General features: G+C 64.8%; 20 protein-coding genes. 8 read left to right on the plus strand and 12 right to left on the minus strand.

Translation table 11 applies throughout. The annotated features are described in order from the left end of the window. The first annotated feature begins 115 nt into the window (after window positions 1-115). Entirely contained in the window at window positions 116-469 is a 354-nt protein-coding gene (locus C437_RS05815) for a hypothetical protein (protein WP_004515971.1), read from the plus strand. Window positions 470-714: 245 nt separating this feature from the next. Here the strand turns inward: C437_RS05815 and C437_RS05820 are convergent, their stop codons facing one another. Genes C437_RS05820 through hisH form a run of 3 tightly spaced genes read right to left on the minus strand, consistent with a single transcriptional unit; the run spans window position 715 to window position 2,962 of the window. Continuing rightward, window positions 715-1,449 (minus strand): acetoacetate decarboxylase family protein, encoded by a 735-nt coding sequence (locus C437_RS05820; RefSeq protein ID WP_004515972.1) that lies wholly within the window; start codon window positions 1,447-1,449, stop codon window positions 715-717. Further along, a complete protein-coding gene (locus C437_RS05825; protein WP_004515973.1) occupies window positions 1,446-2,294 on the minus strand; it encodes an SDR family NAD(P)-dependent oxidoreductase in 849 nt (282 codons plus the stop codon). Before C437_RS05825 ends, C437_RS05820 begins: the two co-directional genes overlap by 4 nt. Window positions 2,295-2,314: 20 nt before the next feature. After that, on the minus strand, window positions 2,315-2,962 hold the full coding sequence (gene hisH, locus C437_RS05830; RefSeq protein WP_004515974.1) for an imidazole glycerol phosphate synthase subunit HisH: 648 nt from the start codon (window positions 2,960-2,962) through the stop codon (window positions 2,315-2,317). Window positions 2,963-3,132: 170 nt separating this feature from the next. Here hisH and C437_RS05835 point away from each other — a divergent pair, with 170 nt between their 5' ends. Continuing rightward, entirely contained in the window at window positions 3,133-3,498 is a 366-nt protein-coding gene (locus tag C437_RS05835) for a hypothetical protein (RefSeq protein ID WP_004515975.1), read from the plus strand. A gap of 28 nt (window positions 3,499-3,526) precedes the next feature. On the opposite strand, the gene C437_RS05840 is transcribed toward C437_RS05835, so the two are convergent. The 4 genes from C437_RS05840 to C437_RS05855 form a co-directional block, all read right to left on the minus strand. Further along, window positions 3,527-4,114: a uracil-DNA glycosylase gene (locus C437_RS05840; RefSeq protein WP_004515976.1), complete on the minus strand. Its 588-nt coding sequence runs from the start codon at window positions 4,112-4,114 to the stop codon at window positions 3,527-3,529. Between the two features lie 89 nt (window positions 4,115-4,203). Further along, a complete protein-coding gene (locus C437_RS05845; RefSeq protein WP_004515977.1) occupies window positions 4,204-4,647 on the minus strand; it encodes a RidA family protein in 444 nt (147 codons plus the stop codon). Between the two features lie 210 nt (window positions 4,648-4,857). Continuing rightward, a complete protein-coding gene (locus C437_RS05850) occupies window positions 4,858-5,409 on the minus strand; it encodes an endonuclease dU (protein ID WP_004515978.1) in 552 nt (183 codons plus the stop codon). Continuing rightward, entirely contained in the window at window positions 5,406-5,591 is a 186-nt protein-coding gene (locus C437_RS05855) for a DUF5786 family protein (protein WP_004515979.1), read from the minus strand. The genes C437_RS05850 and C437_RS05855 overlap by 4 nt, the downstream gene beginning before the upstream one ends. A 162-nt stretch (window positions 5,592-5,753) precedes the next feature. Between C437_RS05855 and C437_RS05860 the strand changes: the two genes are divergently transcribed. Together C437_RS05860 and C437_RS05865 are read left to right on the plus strand one after the other, a co-directional pair. After that, a complete protein-coding gene (locus C437_RS05860) occupies window positions 5,754-6,365 on the plus strand; it encodes an MBL fold metallo-hydrolase (protein WP_004515980.1) in 612 nt (203 codons plus the stop codon). A 50-nt stretch (window positions 6,366-6,415) separates the two neighbouring features. Beyond that, entirely contained in the window at window positions 6,416-7,321 is a 906-nt protein-coding gene (locus C437_RS05865) for a hypothetical protein (RefSeq protein ID WP_004515981.1), read from the plus strand. Window positions 7,322-7,371: 50 nt separating this feature from the next. On the opposite strand, the gene C437_RS19775 is transcribed toward C437_RS05865, so the two are convergent. Continuing rightward, entirely contained in the window at window positions 7,372-7,521 is a 150-nt protein-coding gene (locus C437_RS19775; RefSeq protein WP_004515982.1) for a 50S ribosomal protein L40e, read from the minus strand. A gap of 194 nt (window positions 7,522-7,715) precedes the next feature. On the opposite strand from C437_RS19775, the gene C437_RS05870 reads away from it, so the two are divergent. Continuing rightward, complete coding sequence (locus C437_RS05870; RefSeq protein WP_004515983.1) at window positions 7,716-8,789, plus strand: enolase-like domain-containing protein; 1,074 nt, start codon at window positions 7,716-7,718, stop codon at window positions 8,787-8,789. 169 nt (window positions 8,790-8,958) lie between these two features. On the opposite strand, the gene C437_RS05875 is transcribed toward C437_RS05870, so the two are convergent. After that, a complete protein-coding gene (locus tag C437_RS05875) occupies window positions 8,959-9,474 on the minus strand; it encodes a DUF367 family protein (RefSeq protein ID WP_004515984.1) in 516 nt (171 codons plus the stop codon). An 87-nt stretch (window positions 9,475-9,561) separates the two neighbouring features. On the opposite strand from C437_RS05875, the gene C437_RS05880 reads away from it, so the two are divergent. Together C437_RS05880 and C437_RS05885 are read left to right on the plus strand one after the other, a co-directional pair. Next, window positions 9,562-11,175 carry a redoxin domain-containing protein gene (locus C437_RS05880; protein WP_004515985.1) on the plus strand — a complete coding sequence of 538 codons (1,614 nt, stop codon included), beginning with the start codon at window positions 9,562-9,564 and terminating at the stop codon, window positions 11,173-11,175. Continuing rightward, on the plus strand, window positions 11,172-11,549 hold the full coding sequence (locus C437_RS05885) for a nuclear transport factor 2 family protein (protein ID WP_049919641.1): 378 nt from the start codon (window positions 11,172-11,174) through the stop codon (window positions 11,547-11,549). The genes C437_RS05880 and C437_RS05885 overlap by 4 nt, the downstream gene beginning before the upstream one ends. Window positions 11,550-11,571: 22 nt before the next feature. On the opposite strand, the gene C437_RS05890 is transcribed toward C437_RS05885, so the two are convergent. The 3 genes from C437_RS05890 to C437_RS05900 form a co-directional block, all read right to left on the minus strand. Next, window positions 11,572-12,282, minus strand: a complete 711-nt coding sequence (locus tag C437_RS05890; protein WP_004515987.1) for a class I SAM-dependent methyltransferase — start codon at window positions 12,280-12,282, stop codon at window positions 11,572-11,574. Between the two features lie 100 nt (window positions 12,283-12,382). Further along, window positions 12,383-13,765: a serine--tRNA ligase gene (gene serS, locus C437_RS05895; protein ID WP_004515988.1), complete on the minus strand. Its 1,383-nt coding sequence runs from the start codon at window positions 13,763-13,765 to the stop codon at window positions 12,383-12,385. A 75-nt stretch (window positions 13,766-13,840) separates the two neighbouring features. Next, window positions 13,841-14,284 (minus strand): universal stress protein, encoded by a 444-nt coding sequence (locus C437_RS05900; protein ID WP_004515989.1) that lies wholly within the window; start codon window positions 14,282-14,284, stop codon window positions 13,841-13,843. Window positions 14,285-14,391: 107 nt separating this feature from the next. Between C437_RS05900 and C437_RS05905 the strand changes: the two genes are divergently transcribed. Beyond that, window positions 14,392-15,300: an MBL fold metallo-hydrolase gene (locus tag C437_RS05905; protein WP_004515990.1), complete on the plus strand. Its 909-nt coding sequence runs from the start codon at window positions 14,392-14,394 to the stop codon at window positions 15,298-15,300. Window positions 15,301-15,361 lie beyond the last annotated feature (61 nt).

Raw genomic sequence — 15,361 nt, forward strand, 5'->3', positions numbered from 1 at the left:
CTCCGTGTTTATGCTTCTGGGCACAGTACAAGCATTGATAACTCCTCCGACGGTTGCCAGACAGCCGGGACGTGGCTATTGAAGCCGACGCCGTTTTGTCACCCCTTTCCGTAGCATGGATGTGACCGCAGTCGAGGAGTGGGTGGCCGAGCTCAAAGCCGCCGGGGAGCTGACCCCGGATGCAGTGTCGGCTATCGTCGCCGTCCACGATGATCGCGGCCATCAGGCCATCGAGGCTGTCGGCGAGAGCCGCGTCAAGCAGTACCGCGATTTCACCGTCGTCGTCGGCCACGACGACGAGTACATCGTCGAGGACGGCGGCTGTACCTGCGCCGACAGCGAGTACAATCTCGACGCCGACGACCCCGACCAGCTCTGCTGGCATGCGATTGCCGTTCGCATCGCCGAGGCCATCGACGCCGTCGACGACCACGACATGTGGTACTCGGAGGTCCGCGAATTCCTCTAGACCACCTTTTTTCCGCTCGGGTGAGCGCTACACGCGCACCGCTCGCGGCAAAAACGTGGTTTTGCTGAGCGAAGCGAAGCAAGGCTCGAAAGACAAGCGAAGCGAGTCTTTCGGTGGCGAAAAAGGCGCGAATCGCGCCGCGATTCGCGTGAAACCACGCGCTGTTGGCGCGCGGTATGCTTGCGGCACAGTTTCCGCACCGTTTTGCATTTTATCGACGTGCTACTGCTACAACGACTGCCCTGCTACCGCTCCACCGGCCGCCCAGCGCCGTACGTAATCCGTCCCTCCAGCGAGAATCGTAGTAGTGACCGAGAGCCGAGTTCGAGCGAGCGGAGCGTGTCGGCCCGCTCGTGGTCGCCCGGGTCCACGTCGACGCGACCGCTCAGCGGTGTGGCCCCCAGTTTCCCCTGGAACTCGATTGGTGTCCGTTCGAGCTGTCCCTCCCGAACTGCGTAGCTCTCGAGCGTTTCCCGGCGCTCCCAGGTCCGGGGCCAGTCGATGCCGACCGTTGCCACGCGGTCGCCGTCCTCGACGACCGTCGTCTCGCGGCGGGTCGCGTTGTCGCGGTGGGTGATGTCGGCGACCGTCTTCGGGTAGCCCCAGATTTCGTCGCCGAGAGCGCGAGCGGGCTCGGTCGTCACCGGCAGCGACCAGACGTAGCTGCCGGCCGCCCGAGTCAGGAGTGGGAGCAGCGGTGGCCGCCAGCCCGCCGTGGTCGCTGGAATCATCACCGCGAACTCGTCGTAGGGGGCCATCGCGTCGTCGCCGATGCGATGGTACTCGACACAGAGGAGCACGACCGCGGCTCTCCGGGCCGTCGCTCGGACCGGCGTCAGTCCGTCGGGCAGCAGCGACGCCGCAACGTCGTACCGCGCTGGGAGCATCGCCCCGGCGACCGTCGCCTCGGTGACCAGCGGGAGCGTCACCTCGTGGCCGGTCGAGAGTCGAACCCGGTCGCAGTCGGTCAGTTTCGTCATCCCAACCACCGCCCCAGAAACGCGCTTGCTCGACCGAACCCGCGGTGTATCGGGTCCTGCAGTCGCGCCGGAAGCCAGTGGGTCCACCGGACGAACGTGGCGAAGGCTCCGACGGGGTAGCGGGCCTTCGGTGGGTCGTCGGTCGCTGCGGCCAGCACCGACGCCGCGACGGCCTCCGGCGTCGTCGCCAGTGGCCCACCGGTGAGTACCCAGCCGTCCTCTAGCCCGTCGTACGTCCGGTCGTAGGCCGGCGTCCGGTCCTCCTCGCTCAGACGCCCCAGCGCGCCATCGGCGAAGCCGGTCTCGACCCACGCCGGTTCGACGAGCGAGACGTGGAGTTCGTCCGCTCCGGCGATCTCGATCCGAAGCGCGTCGGTAAGCGACTCTACGGCGGCTTTCCCGGCCGAATACGCGCCGAGGCCGGGCGACGCGGTGTGGCCCAGCACGCTGGAGACCGTGATGATGCGCCCACCGTGCTCGCGCATCTCGGGGAGCACCGCCTGTACGAGCCGGTGTGGGCCGTGAACCAGCACGTCGAACTGCTCCCGAACCTCGTCGCTGGAGACGTCTTCAACTGGGCCGGCAACACCGTACCCGGCGTTGTTCACCAGACAATCGAGCCGGCCCGCCTCCGAGCCGATGTGGTCGACAACAGCTGCTATCTGTGCGTCGTCGGTCACGTCGAGTTCGAGACAGCGACAGCGCTCGCGGATGTCGTCTGGAAACCCACTTTCGATGTCCGTCGCGTAGACGGTCCAGCCCGCGTCGGCGAACGCCCGCGCCGTCGCCGCGCCGATACCCGACGCTGCGCCGGTGAGCAGGACGACAGAATCTTCTGTAGACATACGAATCCCCGAGCGACCGCTCAGCGGTCGAGGCAGTAGTCGACGTAGTTCCGGAGGATACGCAGCCCTGTCTCACCCGACTTCTCTGGGTGGAACTGCGTCCCGAAGACGTTGCCGGCGTCGTTGGCGACGATCGAGGCGAAGTCCGTCCCGTAGTCCGTCGTCGCCACCGTCGCGTGCTCGTCGTCGGGGACGGCGTAGTAGGAGTGGACGAAGTACGCGTGCTCGCCGTCGACACCCTCGACAAGTGGGTGGTCCCGCGTCACGTCGAGTTCGTTCCAGCCCATGTGTGGCACGGTCTGGTCGCGGCTGAACCGGACGTTCTTCCCGGGGATGAGGTCCAGCCCCTCGGCGTCGCCCTGCCCCTCGTGGTCCGCCTCCTCGCTCGTCGTCAGGAGCATCTGCATCCCGAGACAGATTCCGAACAGTGGCTTGCCGGCCTCGGCCTGTTCGACCAGCGCTTCGCGGAACGGCCCGGCGTTGTCCATCCCTTCGGAGAAGGCTCCGACGCCCGGCAGGACGATGCCGTCGGCCGCGTCGAACTCCGCGGGGTCCTCTGAGAGAGTCACGTCCGCGCCGGCCCGCTCCAGCCCACGCGTGACGCTCCGGAGGTTTCCCAGTCCGTAATCGACGACGACCACGTCCGCGGTCGTCTGTCTGACACTCATACGTTGTCGTAGGCGAACGGGGGGTAAGTGGTTTCCTGTTCGAACAAGCTTTCCGTACAACCACTGGCCGATGGGTGGTGCCGCTGCCAGCCAGACACCCGGGCCGACGAGAATATCAACTGTGAAAATAAGGCTGTCCAGTTTTATTCATCTACTGCATACGGTCGGTGATGGTTGATATTACAGACGTGCTGTACGTCGACGGTAACGTTCTCATCGCTGAGTTTCCCGAAGAGATGGAGATGACGGACGAGACGTTTGCGAAAGTCAATGAACGGTTCGAGGAACTCGCCTCACAGCCGGCGGTCGATACGCACATCTCGAATCTCCAGATGGAGGCGTCACTGAACGACGACGTGTTCACACGCGCACAGGAGGCCGCGGAGGCGGGCAAGGAGTTCGGTATCTCAGACTGGATTATCGTCTCTGAAGGGATCAAGAAGATGGCGCTCAAGAGTCGGGTCGGCGAGATTTCAGGTGTCGACATTTCACTGGTCGACACGAAGGCAGAGGCGATGGAACTGGCGACGGCGTAGCCTGTCTGCCGGACACGTCTGGGAACAGTTAAAATTCGCCGAGCCGTGACTGTCCGCTTTGTGCGTCAGTGAACTCTGCGGCGGTCGAAAGCGCTGCCTCGAACGTTTCTTTCTGGCTGGGGTCATACAGCGTCGCCGCCGGGTGGACGGAGACGAGGACGCGGCGTGGCTGGCCGGCGATAGCCACGTCGAACACGTCGCCGGCTTCGCCGGTGACGGCCACGTCGCGCTCTAGCAGGTGCTCGGCCGGTACTTTCCCGAGCGTCACCACGACTTCAGGGTCGACGCGGTCGATTTCTGTCTCCAGATACGCACGGCAGTTCGCGAGTTCGCCTTTTCGCGGGTCGCGGTTGTCCGGTGGGCGACAACGCACGCAGTTGGTGATGCGCACGTCGCCGCGGTCGAGGCCAGCCTCGCGCAACGCCTCGTCGAGCACGTCACCGCTCCGCCCGACGAACGGCTCGCCCTGTTCGTCCTCGTTCGCGCCGGGGGCCTCCCCGACGAACAGCAGGTCCGCATCTTCGGGGCCGACGCCGTTGACAATGCGCGAGCGCGAGTTGCAGAGGGCATCACAGCGCTCACAGCCGACGACGTCGAGGCCGTCCATCTGCTCCATGCTCTGCCGTTTGCACCGGGGACTCTCAAACGCAGCGGTCCGCCGGGAGGCCGCGGATTAAGGCCGACAACGGAAAACGCTGGCAGCGACTACCGCCGTACACCCGTTGCTTCGATCTGCACCGCCGCGTCGTTCGGCAGGTCTGTAACGCCGACGACGGTTCGTGACGGTCGCCGTCCGTCGAAAAATGCTGCGTACGCCTGCTTGACGGCCGGGAGCTGCTCCATTTCCGTGAGGTACACCGTCGTCCGCATCAGGTCACGCGGTTCGAGACCGGATTCGGCAGCCATGGCACGAATCTGGTCGAGCGCGGCGAGCGTCTGTGCCTGCACGTCGCCGCTGCGAACCGTTTCCGCGTCGGGGAACTGGCCGTCGAAGAACACGAGTTGGTCGTCTTGCTGGCGCGTGCCGTAGACGCTGTGTTCTGTCGGCTGGTCGCCCTCGTAGCGGCTCACGCTACTGTCGACATTCGTCTGCTCGTCCGTGTCTGCGGGCTCTACGGCATTCCGTGCCTGTGTTCTGCTTTCTGCCATTGTATCTCTACAAACACAGTGCCGGACAATCAGGCTGTCTTTAGCTATTGCTAATAGTAAGATGTTGTACGACATTAATGGCCTGAATACCCCCAAAACGCTATATCTAATTTAGCAATAGCCAACTTTTGGTGTGGCAACTGACAGCCGTGGCGCTGTTTTGGTGACTCGCGTTACGTCGTTTCCGGTCTGTCACCACCGCTGTACGACTTACTCCATCTCGACCAGCCCCCGCGCCGCCAGTCGGGCGACCCGGAGCGGCTCCGGACGGCCGCCTTCCGGCGTGAATGCCCGAACCACATCCGCGGCGGTGCTGTCGTCGAGGCCGACGCTCCGGACGTACACCGTCTCGTCGTTCACCGTCACCGGTCGGCGCTCCGGCTGGGCGCGGTAGGTCGCCAGTCGGTCCTGCACGACATCGGGGTCATCGAACGCCTCGCGGATGGCCCCTTCGAGCCCTGGCGAGGACTCGAAGGTGACCGAGACGACCGGCAGGTCGATGTGGTCGTGAATCCGCCGGAGGTCGAGGACGTTGAACCACGCCGGCGCGATTCCCGCCACCAGCAGGTAGCGGATGTCCTCGCGGTCCAGTCGGTCGACCATCGCACACACCGTCTCGGTCGCGTTGCTCCCGCCGACCGTGGCAGTGCTGAAAACAAAGCCGTCAGTCACTCTGCTGGCGCGGACGACAGCGCCAGCAAACTGACTGGTTTCCGCTCGGTACGACTCCGCGACGCCGAGGGCCCGTGCCCCTGCTTTCACGTGTTCTGGTTGTCCTTGATGTCTTCCAGTCTGTCGAGTAGTTCGTCGTTCGACGCGGTGAACTCGTACTCGATGTCGCCCTCGTGGGCGTTTTCTTCAGCATCGAGGCCGTCCTCGTCCTCGAAGTCTGTGTCGTACTCCTGATTGTCTTGTTCCGATTCGTCGTAGCTCCCGAACCCCATGGTACGTGTACAACTATGACGTTCACAGTAAAAAATCACTCGGCGACTCAGGCGTGTTAGCCTATCAACATGATATTCTCCGGTTTTTTTGCCGAAACCGCTGTGGCAACTGCGGCTAAACCGGACAGTACACTCAAGCAAGCCGCGCCACTGACTTCGTGTATGGACGTTCACAACGTCACTGCCGAAGCCGAGACGTTCACCTGCAACGCCTATCTTGCGACCGGTGCGCAGACGACGCTGGTCGACGCCGGCGCGATGCGTGGCGTCGTCGATGTCATCCGCGAACACGCCGATGCGCTCGACGCCGTCGTGTTGACTCACCAGCACGGCGACCACGTCCAGCAACTCGACGCTGTCCTCGACGCCTTCGACGCGCCGCTGTACGCTTACGGCTCCCATCCGCGCCGGGACCACGCCCTCGCCGACGGCGACACGCTCACCGTTGGCGACGAGGAGTGTTCGGTCATCTATACTCCGGGCCACGCCGACGACCACGTCTCGCTCGTCTCTGAGTCGTCCCTGTTTTCGGGTGACGTGGTCGTCCACGACGACGGCGCGTTCGACGACGGCTCCTTCGGCCGTACCGACCGCCCGGGTCAGTCCCGCGAGCGCCTCATCGAGAGCATCGAGCGCATTCTCGATCGCATGCCGGCAGGCGTCGAACACATGTATTCGGGCCACGGCGGTGTCTTCCACGGCGATGTCCGCGAAGTCGTCGAGCGCGCTCTTGAGCGGGCCGAGCGTCGAGAGCCGAAGTACCCCGACGAGTGACTACCTGACACCGGCACAACGCTCTAGTGGTAGGGCCGACACTCGACTGCATGAACCAGCGACTTCTGACGGGGGCGACGCTCGCGCTCTCCGGTGTCATCTTGGCAGCGATGCAGGTGCTGCATGCAGTCCAGCAGACACAGATTCCAGTGGCGGTCGCGGTCGACGCGCTTCCCTTTGCGGCGATGGGGCTTGCGATAGCGTACGCGGGTATCTGGCTCGCTCGTGACACGACGTTCGAGGGGGCCACGTCCCGTGTTGCGGTATGGGCTGCCGGCGGCGTTGTGGCGTTTGCCGCCATCGCGGCGCTGCTGTTGTTCAGCCAGCGTGTGACCTCCGGCTCACTCGCCCGAGCGTCGTATCTGACAGTGGACCTCATCACCGTCGGCGCGCTTGCGGGCGTTCTGGTCGGCCTCTACGATGCCCGAAGTCGCAATCGGCTGCGCGAACTAACGGCCGAACGCGACCGCGTCGAAGCGTTCGCCGGGAAAGCGGCCGACGTGAACAACTACGGACGCGCCATCGCAAGTGCCCCCAGCGTCGACGGCGTCGCTGCCTTCGTCGTCGAGGCCTTCGGTACGATGACTGGCATGGATGAAACGGCCGTTATCCGGCTCAGCGACGGTGATACGGTCACGTTCGCGAACACTGTTCGAACTATCCCTGCCGACGTCGTCGGCGAGTTTGCCCGCGCGGTCCGGACACAGCAACAGGGTGCGGTCACTGTTCACGACCGGCCGTTCCCCGTTGACATCCCCGAATCCGTCACCGATTGTGTGTCGGCGGTCGCTCTGGACGACGAGGACACGACGACAGTCGTCATCTCGGTCACGACGGATGAGACGGCTGTCGGCGAAGAAGATCAAAAGCTGCTGGAACTCATCGTCTCACACGCGTCGGTTCGCATGGCGACGCTCGACCGACAGTCCGTGGACAGTGAACACACTGGACAGTAGCGGACTGACGACGAACTGCCACCGGATGGCGGCGGTAACTGGGCCGAAAATCAGGCGCTACGGGTTTCTTTCGCCTTCGGGCGCAGGTTGCCGTAGCCGCATTTCCGGCACTGTTGGGCGCGCTCTGGGTTCCGAGCGTTACACCGCATGCAGATCTGCTTGTTGAGGAGTCGGTCGGACGCTGTCTCGAAGCTAGCCATGCACGATTGTTTCCGGTGCGCGCGTTTAAGCTTTGAGTTTCGGGCCGGAACCCATTCAGCGTGGAACGATACCGAGAGCCAGAACGCCCCTCCCGTCTTGGCCGCCCAGACGGCCACCGGGTGGGCCTCTGGCTGTCTGAAGGGCCTCTGCCAGTCGCCGCTGGCTTTAGATGTCCGAGCGGCGAAGCCGGAGTATGTACGACCACGTCGCAGACCTCCCGATCACCGTCGAGAGCTGTGCGTTCGAGCGCCGGGAACGGGCCACCTCCAGCGGATTCGACCGGGTGACGACTGTTGTCCACCTCTCCGGTGCGGGTGAGACTGGCAGCGGCGAGGACGTGACGTACACGACCGAGGCTCACGACGCGCTGCAGGACAGCGATGCGCTGCAGGGCGCGGACTCCCCGCTAGCCGGCGAGTACACCGTCGACTCGTTCTCGACGGCGCTTTCCGAAGCCGATCTGTGGCCCGAACCCTCAGATGAGGAGCGGTTCCGGCACTACCGGCGCTGGGGGTTCGAGAGCGCGGCGCTGGACCTGGCGCTGAAGCAGGCCGATACGGACCTCGGGACGGCACTCGACCGGCAGTACGACCCGGTGAACTTCGTCGTCTCGACGCGACTCTCGAACGCGGACGACGACACGCCGCCGACGACTGACAGACTGGCGACGCTGTGTGAGCGCTACGGTGACCTGTCGTTCAAACTCGACCCCACACCGTCCTGGAGCGACGCCCTCGTCGACGAACTGACCGACTACGACGTTCGGGTGCTGGACCTGAAAGGGCTGTATGAGGGGACCGATGTCGATGTGGCGGCTGACCCAGAGTTCTACCGCCGCGTCGTCGACGGCCTCCCGGACGCGCTGGTCGAAGACCCCGACCTGACCGAGGCGACCCGGCCGATTTTCGACGGCCGAGAAGCCCGTGTCACCTGGGACGTGCCTATCACCGGCGTCGAGAGCATCGAAGCGCTCCCGTTCGAACCGGCGTGGCTCAACATGAAACCCTCGCGGTGCGGGACTGTCGAGTCGGTGCTTGCGACCATCGACTACTGCGAGGAACACGATATCGACCTGTACGGCGGCGGCCAGTTCGAACTCGGCGTCGGCCGCGACCATATTCAGGCGCTGGCGTCGCTGTGCTACCCCGACGGTCCAAACGACGTCGCGCCCGGCGGCTACAACGACCCCGACCCGGACATGGACCTGCCGACGAGTCCGTTGACCCCGCCAGCGGCTCCGAGCGGCATCGGAACCGGGTTCCAGTAAACACCCTGAGAAGTGAAGGCGAAGCTACATTATTGTACGGATACTAACTATTCTCATGCGGTGTCAAGCCTGTGGAGAACGCATCGACGACGTGCTGGAGGCACACGCACGGCGGGCCTGTCCACACTGTGATGCACCACTCCACGAGAAGCCAGCAACGTCCGGATGACTACTCCTCGGTGAGGTAGTCGTCCTGTACGTCGATAACGTCGCCCGAGTCCTCGCAGTTCGCGTACCGCGCCAGCGGCTCCTCGTTCAGTTCCAGAAACGTGTGGCCCCAGGAGAACGTCGAGAGAATCCGCTCGGCGTGGTCACGTTCCCCGAGAATGGCGAGTGCGCCGGCGAACGCTTCGACGGTGTTGAGCTGGAACGCCGTTCCGTAGTTGACCGGATTGCCGGCGACGAGGAAGGGGAGCGAGCGGTGCACCCCTTCGAGGTCGAACGCCTCTCGCTCGGCGGTTTCCCAGGAGCAATCCAGCGCGACCAGGCGGCTGTGGCGAGCGCCGTCGCCGGCGGTCGGTCGGTCAGCCGGGGACAGCGCCTGCTCGGCGAAGGGGTTGAGCACGATGCCGGGCGGCGTCGACCGCGTCGCGCGGTGAAGTTCGGCCTCGTCCATGCGGGCCAGTTTCCGCGCGCTACATTTGTCTGGGTCGTCGTCGCCCTCGTACCGGACGTGCAGTTCCACAGGAGAGCTATCACTGTGGCGGATAAAAGCGACTCGTTCTGTGATAGCGTGCAAACACTGTTATAGCCGGACTGGGTTGTACAACGTGTGCTTTCAGAGGGGACGGCAGCACCACTGTTCGAACTGCCGGCACTCGTCGACGGCGACTGCCAGCGAGTCGGGCTGTCCGACTATCTCGGCGAGGACGTGGTCATCCTCGCGTTCTACCCGGCGGATTTCAATCCGGCCTGTGACGAGACGTCCTGTGACCTGGACGAACTCGACCTGTTTACGATGCAAAAGGACGTGACTATTCTGGGAATCAGCCCGGACTCGGTGTACAGCCACCGGGCCTTTGCTGATCGCTACGGCCTGAACATCCCGCTCCTGTCCGACACCGACCACGATGTCGCCCGCGAGTACGGACTCGATTTTATCGACGATATCGGCCAGCAGCTCATCGAGCGGGCCGTCGTCGTCATCGACCACGACGGCGACGTGCAGTACGCGTGGAGTACTGACGACCTCCAGCAGCTCCCTCGCGTCGGAGAAATCAAGGACGCCATCGCCGACACCGGTGGCGACGACACCGCGTTCGCCCGCTACCGCGTCGGCCACGCCCACTACACCGAGGGTCGGCGCGCGTTCACTGCGGCGATGAATGCTTTCCGCGAGTCGGAGTGGATGGTCGCACAGGGTGACTTCCAGCAGGCACGCGACGAGTTCGCCGATGCCGAAGACCACTTCGACACGGCTGTCCGGTTCGTTGATGATGGGTCTCTGAGACCGATTTACGAGGACACAAAGACCAAGGCGAACTCGCTGTGGCAGGCTAGCGACTGGCTCACACAGGCCGCCCGCGAGTACTCTAGCGGGGACGGAGCAGAAGGCCAGCAACTCCGGGACGACGCCGAGCGGCCGCTGGAAACGGCCCGCGGCTACGAAGAGCCACCGGACCCCGACGGTCCATGGCCGCCAGATATGGAGACGCTGGAAAAGGACGACGACGACCGACCGGCGTTCCTCACGCAGGACGAGACGGCTGTGGATACCTCGCTTGACGTTGATATCGACGAGGAAGTCGAGCAGACAGACAGTGAACTAGCAGAGACGGCTCCATCGGCCCCTGAATCGCCGCCGGATTCGATACCGCCGTCCGAGGGTGCGGACGAGACTGACGAGATGCAAGACGCAGCCGACGAAACGGCAAGTCCGGAGACTGCGACCACACCTTCGGACCCGTCGACAGCGGACGACGATAGCGTGTCGGGAGCCGACGACGCGCCGCCGGAACCGGTGTCGGCGGCTGACGGGGAGGGAGAGATCTCGGACGTCGACGACACCGATATCGAGGAGATACAGGCCGAACTGGCCGCCAGCGAGGCCGAGACCGAGCCGACGGAGCCGCTGGACGAGGCCCCGACTGCCATGGTCGAAGCGCCCCCCGACACGGTCGGCGAAACGGACGACGCTTCCGCACAGGACGTGCCGGACGGCGAGCAGTCGACTGCCGGCTCGTCGCCGGAGGCCGCCACCGCCTCGGAGACGGAGACCGACGACGCAGTCGAGCTGGACCTGGCCGACCCGACGGCCGACGACGGCGATACGGGCGACGCAGCCGAACCCGAGCAAGCTGACGATTCCGGTCCAGAAGCAGCTGACGAGACATCCGACACGGAGAGCGACAGAGACACGCCTGAGGAATCCGAATCAGGCCTGTGATGCGACCCGCGCTCCTTCAGCGGACACGGGCCTACTATGACGCCATCGACGGCGACGATTACGACCGGTTGGCTTCGCTGCTCGCCCCGTCGTTCGCCCACGACCGTCCCGACCGAACCATCGAAGGCCGGGGCCAGTTCGTCCAGTTCATGCGCGAAGAACGGCCCCAGACAGACACCACCCATCCGCTCGACGGCCTCTACTGTCGTCAGGAGGACAGTGCGGTTGACCCAGCCCACGACGACACGGCGACGGCGGAGGTCATCGCTCGCGGCCGCCTGCTCGATGCCGACGGCGAGCGCATCGTCGGGTTCGTCGACGTGTTCACCTTCGCTGGAGACGACATCGAGCGCATCGAGACGTACACGCGCTGAGGCCCGCCCGCGGAGTTGTATTTCACTGTTCCGGCAGCGAGAGCTGGACTCCGTAGGCTGAGCCATCGATTTCGGTCCCGACGAACGCGTCCACGGTCCACGGCGTCTCGCTGACCGCGTCGCGAAAGCCCGACGGCGTGACCAGCAACAGGTCGGTCCACGGGCCGGCCAGCCCGTCGTACTCGACGCGGAAGGTCCGGTAGGCGAGACCGGGCCGGGTGCGGTGGGCCGCGTCGGTCTCCGGGTCTGCCCGGTCGAGCGTGTCCATGTCGGCGACGAGCCGACCACCGGGCTGTGTCACTGCTGCCAGTTCGGTGAGCGTTGTCCGGAGGTCGGCAAGCGAACTGCCGAGGCCGAGCTGCTTGCCCAGCGCAACGACCGTCTCGAACCCGTCGCCCGGCGGCTGCCGGAGATCGCCGACAACAGGATGTGTGACGCCGCGCTCGCGGGCGACCGCGATGGCTCCCGGACTCCGGTCGACGGCCAGCACGCTGTGGCCCCGCTCCTGCAGTGGGAGTGTGTGCCGGCCGACGCCACAGCCGGCATCGAGGACACGGCCTGTCACCGTCGAGAACAGGTCCCGCTCGATGGGATGCCACGCCGATGGCGGCTCGAAGTACCCCGCTAGATGCGCCTCGGTCACATCGTCGTCGTCACGACGGTAGCGGGGCTGTTCGGTGAGGGCGTCGCGGTGGAAGTCCAGTACCATCCGGCCGAAGGCGTCATCGGGCATATCCCGACAGTGCTGACGAACGATTGTAATAGTGTATTGAAATATGGTTTCGTGTAACACGCCACACACAAGTGACCGTGGGCAACGAACCGCGGGTGGCTTAGTCCCGCTCGCCCGCACCGACGGCGCTCTCGCCGATTTTCTCGGAGCCGTCGATGACCTCCTGACCGCCCATGTACGGGCGGAGGGGTTCGGGCACGGTGATTGTGCCGTCGTCGTTCTGGTAGTACTCCATGATGGCGACGAGGACGCGCGGGACGGCCAGTCCGGAGCCGTTCAGCGTGTGGAGATAGTCGGCGGACTCGTGCCGTTCGGGCCGGTACCGCAGGCCGGCCCGCCGGGCCTGGAAGTCCTCGAAGTTCGACACCGAGGAGACTTCGAGCCAGCGACCGCCGCGGTCGGGGCCGTCTTCCATGTCGTCGCCGGGGGCCCACACCTCGATGTCGTACTTCTTGGCCTGGGTGAAGCCCATGTCGCCGGTGCACATGTCGAGCACGCGGTAGGGCAGTTCGAGGCGGTCGAGTACCTCGGCGGCTTCGTCCAGCAGTCCTTCGAGCCGGTCGTAGCTGTTCTCCGGCCGGACGAAGTTGACGAGTTCGACCTTGTGGAACTGGTGGACGCGGACGTACCCTCGCGTCTCAGTCCCGTGTTCGCCGGCCTCGCGGCGGAAGTTCGGCGAGAACGCCTGATGTTTGACCGGGAGGTCGTCGTCCAGCAGAATCTCGCCGCGGTACATGTTGGTGACCGGCACTTCGGCCGTCGGGAGCAGCCACAGGTCGTCGCTGTCGTAGTCGTCGTCCTGTCTGGCCCCGACGCGGTAGGCGTCCTCGGCGAACTTCGGCAGCTGGCCGGTCCCCTCCATCGAATCGGAGTTGACCGGAATCGGCGGGAGCACGTCGACGTACTCCTGCTCGCGGTGGACGTCGAGCATGAACTGGATGAGTGCGTGCTCCAGTCGCGCGCCGTCGCCTTTGACGAACTGGTACCCGCCACCGGACACCTTTGCGCCGCGCTCGAAGTCGAGCAGGTCCAGGTCCTCGCCGAGGTCGTAGTGTGGAATCACTTCGTCAGGCAGGTCCCGCAGGTCGTCGAACCCCTCGCGGTAGCGCTCGACGTTGTCTGCCTCGTCCTCGCCGGTCGGCACCGACTCGTGGGGGATGTTCGGCAGTTCCAGCAGGGCGTCCTCCAGCTGGGACTCCAGCTCGTCGGCGCGCTCTTCGACGCCCTGCAGTTCGTCTTTGAGTTCCTGCGAGCGGTCGATGGCCTCCTGTGCCTCCTCGTCCTTGCCCTCCTGTTTGAGTTGGCCGATCTTGCTCGACACTTCGTTGCGCTCCTGTCGGAGGCCGTCGCCTTTGGCCTTCAGTTCACGCCACTCCTCGTCGATCTCGAGGATTTCGTCGAGGTCGACGCCCGTGACGCCCTTTCGCTCGATAGCGTCACGAACCGTCTCGGGGTGCTCCCGGACGAACTGTCTCGATAACATGGGCGACGGTTCTCGACGGCAGAAATTAGGCGTGTCGGTCCCGCGGTGGGGCTGGCCCCGACCGTCGACCCCCCGCTACGATTCGCCGCCGACCTTGACCGCCAGCACCGGCACCGGCGAAGCCCGAACGACCGATTCGGTGACGCTGCCGATGAGTTCCCTGGACGGCCCGGTCCGCCCCTCCGTCGCCATCACCACGACGTCGATGTCGTGGCGCTCGATGTAATCGACGACCTCCTCGTGGGGAACTCCCTGCTCGACCGCCGACGTGACGGCATTCACGCCCGCGTCCGCCGCCTGCGTGCGGATGTCGTCGACGGCTTGCTGGCCGGCGTCCGCGAGGCGGTCGAAGATGCTGCTGTCCTCGAAATCGGGTATCTGGTCGACTACCTGTTCGGTTTCGAGGACGTGTAGCGCGTGCAGACTCGCGTTGTGACGCTGTGCGAGGTCGATGGCGTGTTCGGCCGCAGTGGCAGACCCGTCGGAGCCATCGGTCGGAACGAGTACGGCGTCGTACATACAGTGGTGTTTCTGAGTGTGGATAAATGGCTTTGCCCTTCCTGATGCCCGGCTGTCACGACGGCCACAGCACAACGGTTTTGCCCCCGCCGGTTCGGAGAGAGTGTATGGGAATCGGTGACGTTTACGAGGTGACGGTCGGGGACTGCACGGACGTCTACTACGTCGACGTTGGGATGTACGGCGTGGCCGAATACGGGCCCGTCTACATAATCGACGCCGAGCGACCGGCGCTGGTCGACACCGGCACCGGCGCGCGACACGAAACTATCCTCTCGGCGATGGAATCGGTCGGTATCTCGCCAGAGGATCTGGAAGTCATCGCGACGACCCACGTCCACCTGGACCACGCCGGCGGGGCCGGCTACCTCGCCGAGGACTGTCCGAACGCGACGGTGTACATCCACGAAGCCGGGAAGCGCCACCTTGTCGACCCCGAACGGCTCTGGGAGGGGACCAAACACGCCGTTGGCGACCAGATCGAGTTCTACGGTAAGCCGGTCCCGGTCGCCGACGACCGCATCGAGACGCTGACCGACGGCGACGTTATCGACCTGGGCGACCACTCCCTCGAAGCCCTGTACGCGCCGGGCCACGCCCCGCATCAGGTCGTCTTTTACGACCCTGTCATCGACGGCGTGTTCACCGCCGACGCCGCCGGCATCTACAATCCGACGACCGACGAGATGCACGTCACGACGCCGCCGGTCAACTTCACACTCGATCAGGCGCTCGACGACGTGGCGATGTTGCAGGACCTCGGCCCGGAGATACTCATGTTCGGCCACTTCGGTGCCGCCGAAACCGGCGATAAACTGGAGACCTACGCCGAGATTCTGCCAGAGTGGGTCGCCGACGTCGAGCGAAAGCGCGAAGAACTCGCTGACGACGAAGCAGTCATCGATTACTTCGTCGAGCGGGCTGACACCGACACTTGGGGCGAGCGCAAAGGCCGTGCAGAGATGCGCCTGAACGTCCGTGGCGTCCTCGTGGCGCTCGATAACCGCGAGGAATAGACAGCGCCACAGTGGGCCTGAGACTGAGTGATAGCGCCCCCGTCTACCGGTGAGTGAGTGC

Origin of the sequence: Haloarcula vallismortis ATCC 29715, assembly GCF_000337775.1 — an archaeon.
Classification (GTDB): domain Archaea; phylum Halobacteriota; class Halobacteria; order Halobacteriales; family Haloarculaceae; genus Haloarcula; species Haloarcula vallismortis.

Excerpts from the sequence above, each read along its gene's own strand:
- C437_RS05820 (WP_004515972.1), bottom strand. The coding sequence starts at position 1,449 with ATGACGAAACTGACCGACTGCGACCGGGTTCGACTCTCGACCGGCCAC.
- C437_RS05835 (WP_004515975.1), top strand. The coding sequence starts at position 3,133 with ATGGTTGATATTACAGACGTGCTGTACGTCGACGGTAACGTTCTCATC.
- hisH (WP_004515974.1), bottom strand. The coding sequence starts at position 2,962 with ATGAGTGTCAGACAGACGACCGCGGACGTGGTCGTCGTCGATTACGGA.
- C437_RS05870 (WP_004515983.1), top strand. The coding sequence starts at position 7,716 with ATGTACGACCACGTCGCAGACCTCCCGATCACCGTCGAGAGCTGTGCG.
- C437_RS05860 (WP_004515980.1), top strand. The coding sequence starts at position 5,754 with ATGGACGTTCACAACGTCACTGCCGAAGCCGAGACGTTCACCTGCAAC.
- serS (WP_004515988.1), bottom strand. The coding sequence starts at position 13,765 with ATGTTATCGAGACAGTTCGTCCGGGAGCACCCCGAGACGGTTCGTGAC.
- C437_RS05865 (WP_004515981.1), top strand. The coding sequence starts at position 6,416 with ATGAACCAGCGACTTCTGACGGGGGCGACGCTCGCGCTCTCCGGTGTC.
- C437_RS05890 (WP_004515987.1), bottom strand. The coding sequence starts at position 12,282 with ATGCCCGATGACGCCTTCGGCCGGATGGTACTGGACTTCCACCGCGAC.
- C437_RS05855 (WP_004515979.1), bottom strand. The coding sequence starts at position 5,591 with ATGGGGTTCGGGAGCTACGACGAATCGGAACAAGACAATCAGGAGTAC.
- C437_RS05840 (WP_004515976.1), bottom strand. The coding sequence starts at position 4,114 with ATGGAGCAGATGGACGGCCTCGACGTCGTCGGCTGTGAGCGCTGTGAT.
- C437_RS05815 (WP_004515971.1), top strand. The coding sequence starts at position 116 with ATGGATGTGACCGCAGTCGAGGAGTGGGTGGCCGAGCTCAAAGCCGCC.
- C437_RS05900 (WP_004515989.1), bottom strand. The coding sequence starts at position 14,284 with ATGTACGACGCCGTACTCGTTCCGACCGATGGCTCCGACGGGTCTGCC.
- C437_RS05905 (WP_004515990.1), top strand. The coding sequence starts at position 14,392 with ATGGGAATCGGTGACGTTTACGAGGTGACGGTCGGGGACTGCACGGAC.
- C437_RS05845 (WP_004515977.1), bottom strand. The coding sequence starts at position 4,647 with ATGGCAGAAAGCAGAACACAGGCACGGAATGCCGTAGAGCCCGCAGAC.
- C437_RS19775 (WP_004515982.1), bottom strand. The coding sequence starts at position 7,521 with ATGGCTAGCTTCGAGACAGCGTCCGACCGACTCCTCAACAAGCAGATC.
- C437_RS05825 (WP_004515973.1), bottom strand. The coding sequence starts at position 2,294 with ATGTCTACAGAAGATTCTGTCGTCCTGCTCACCGGCGCAGCGTCGGGT.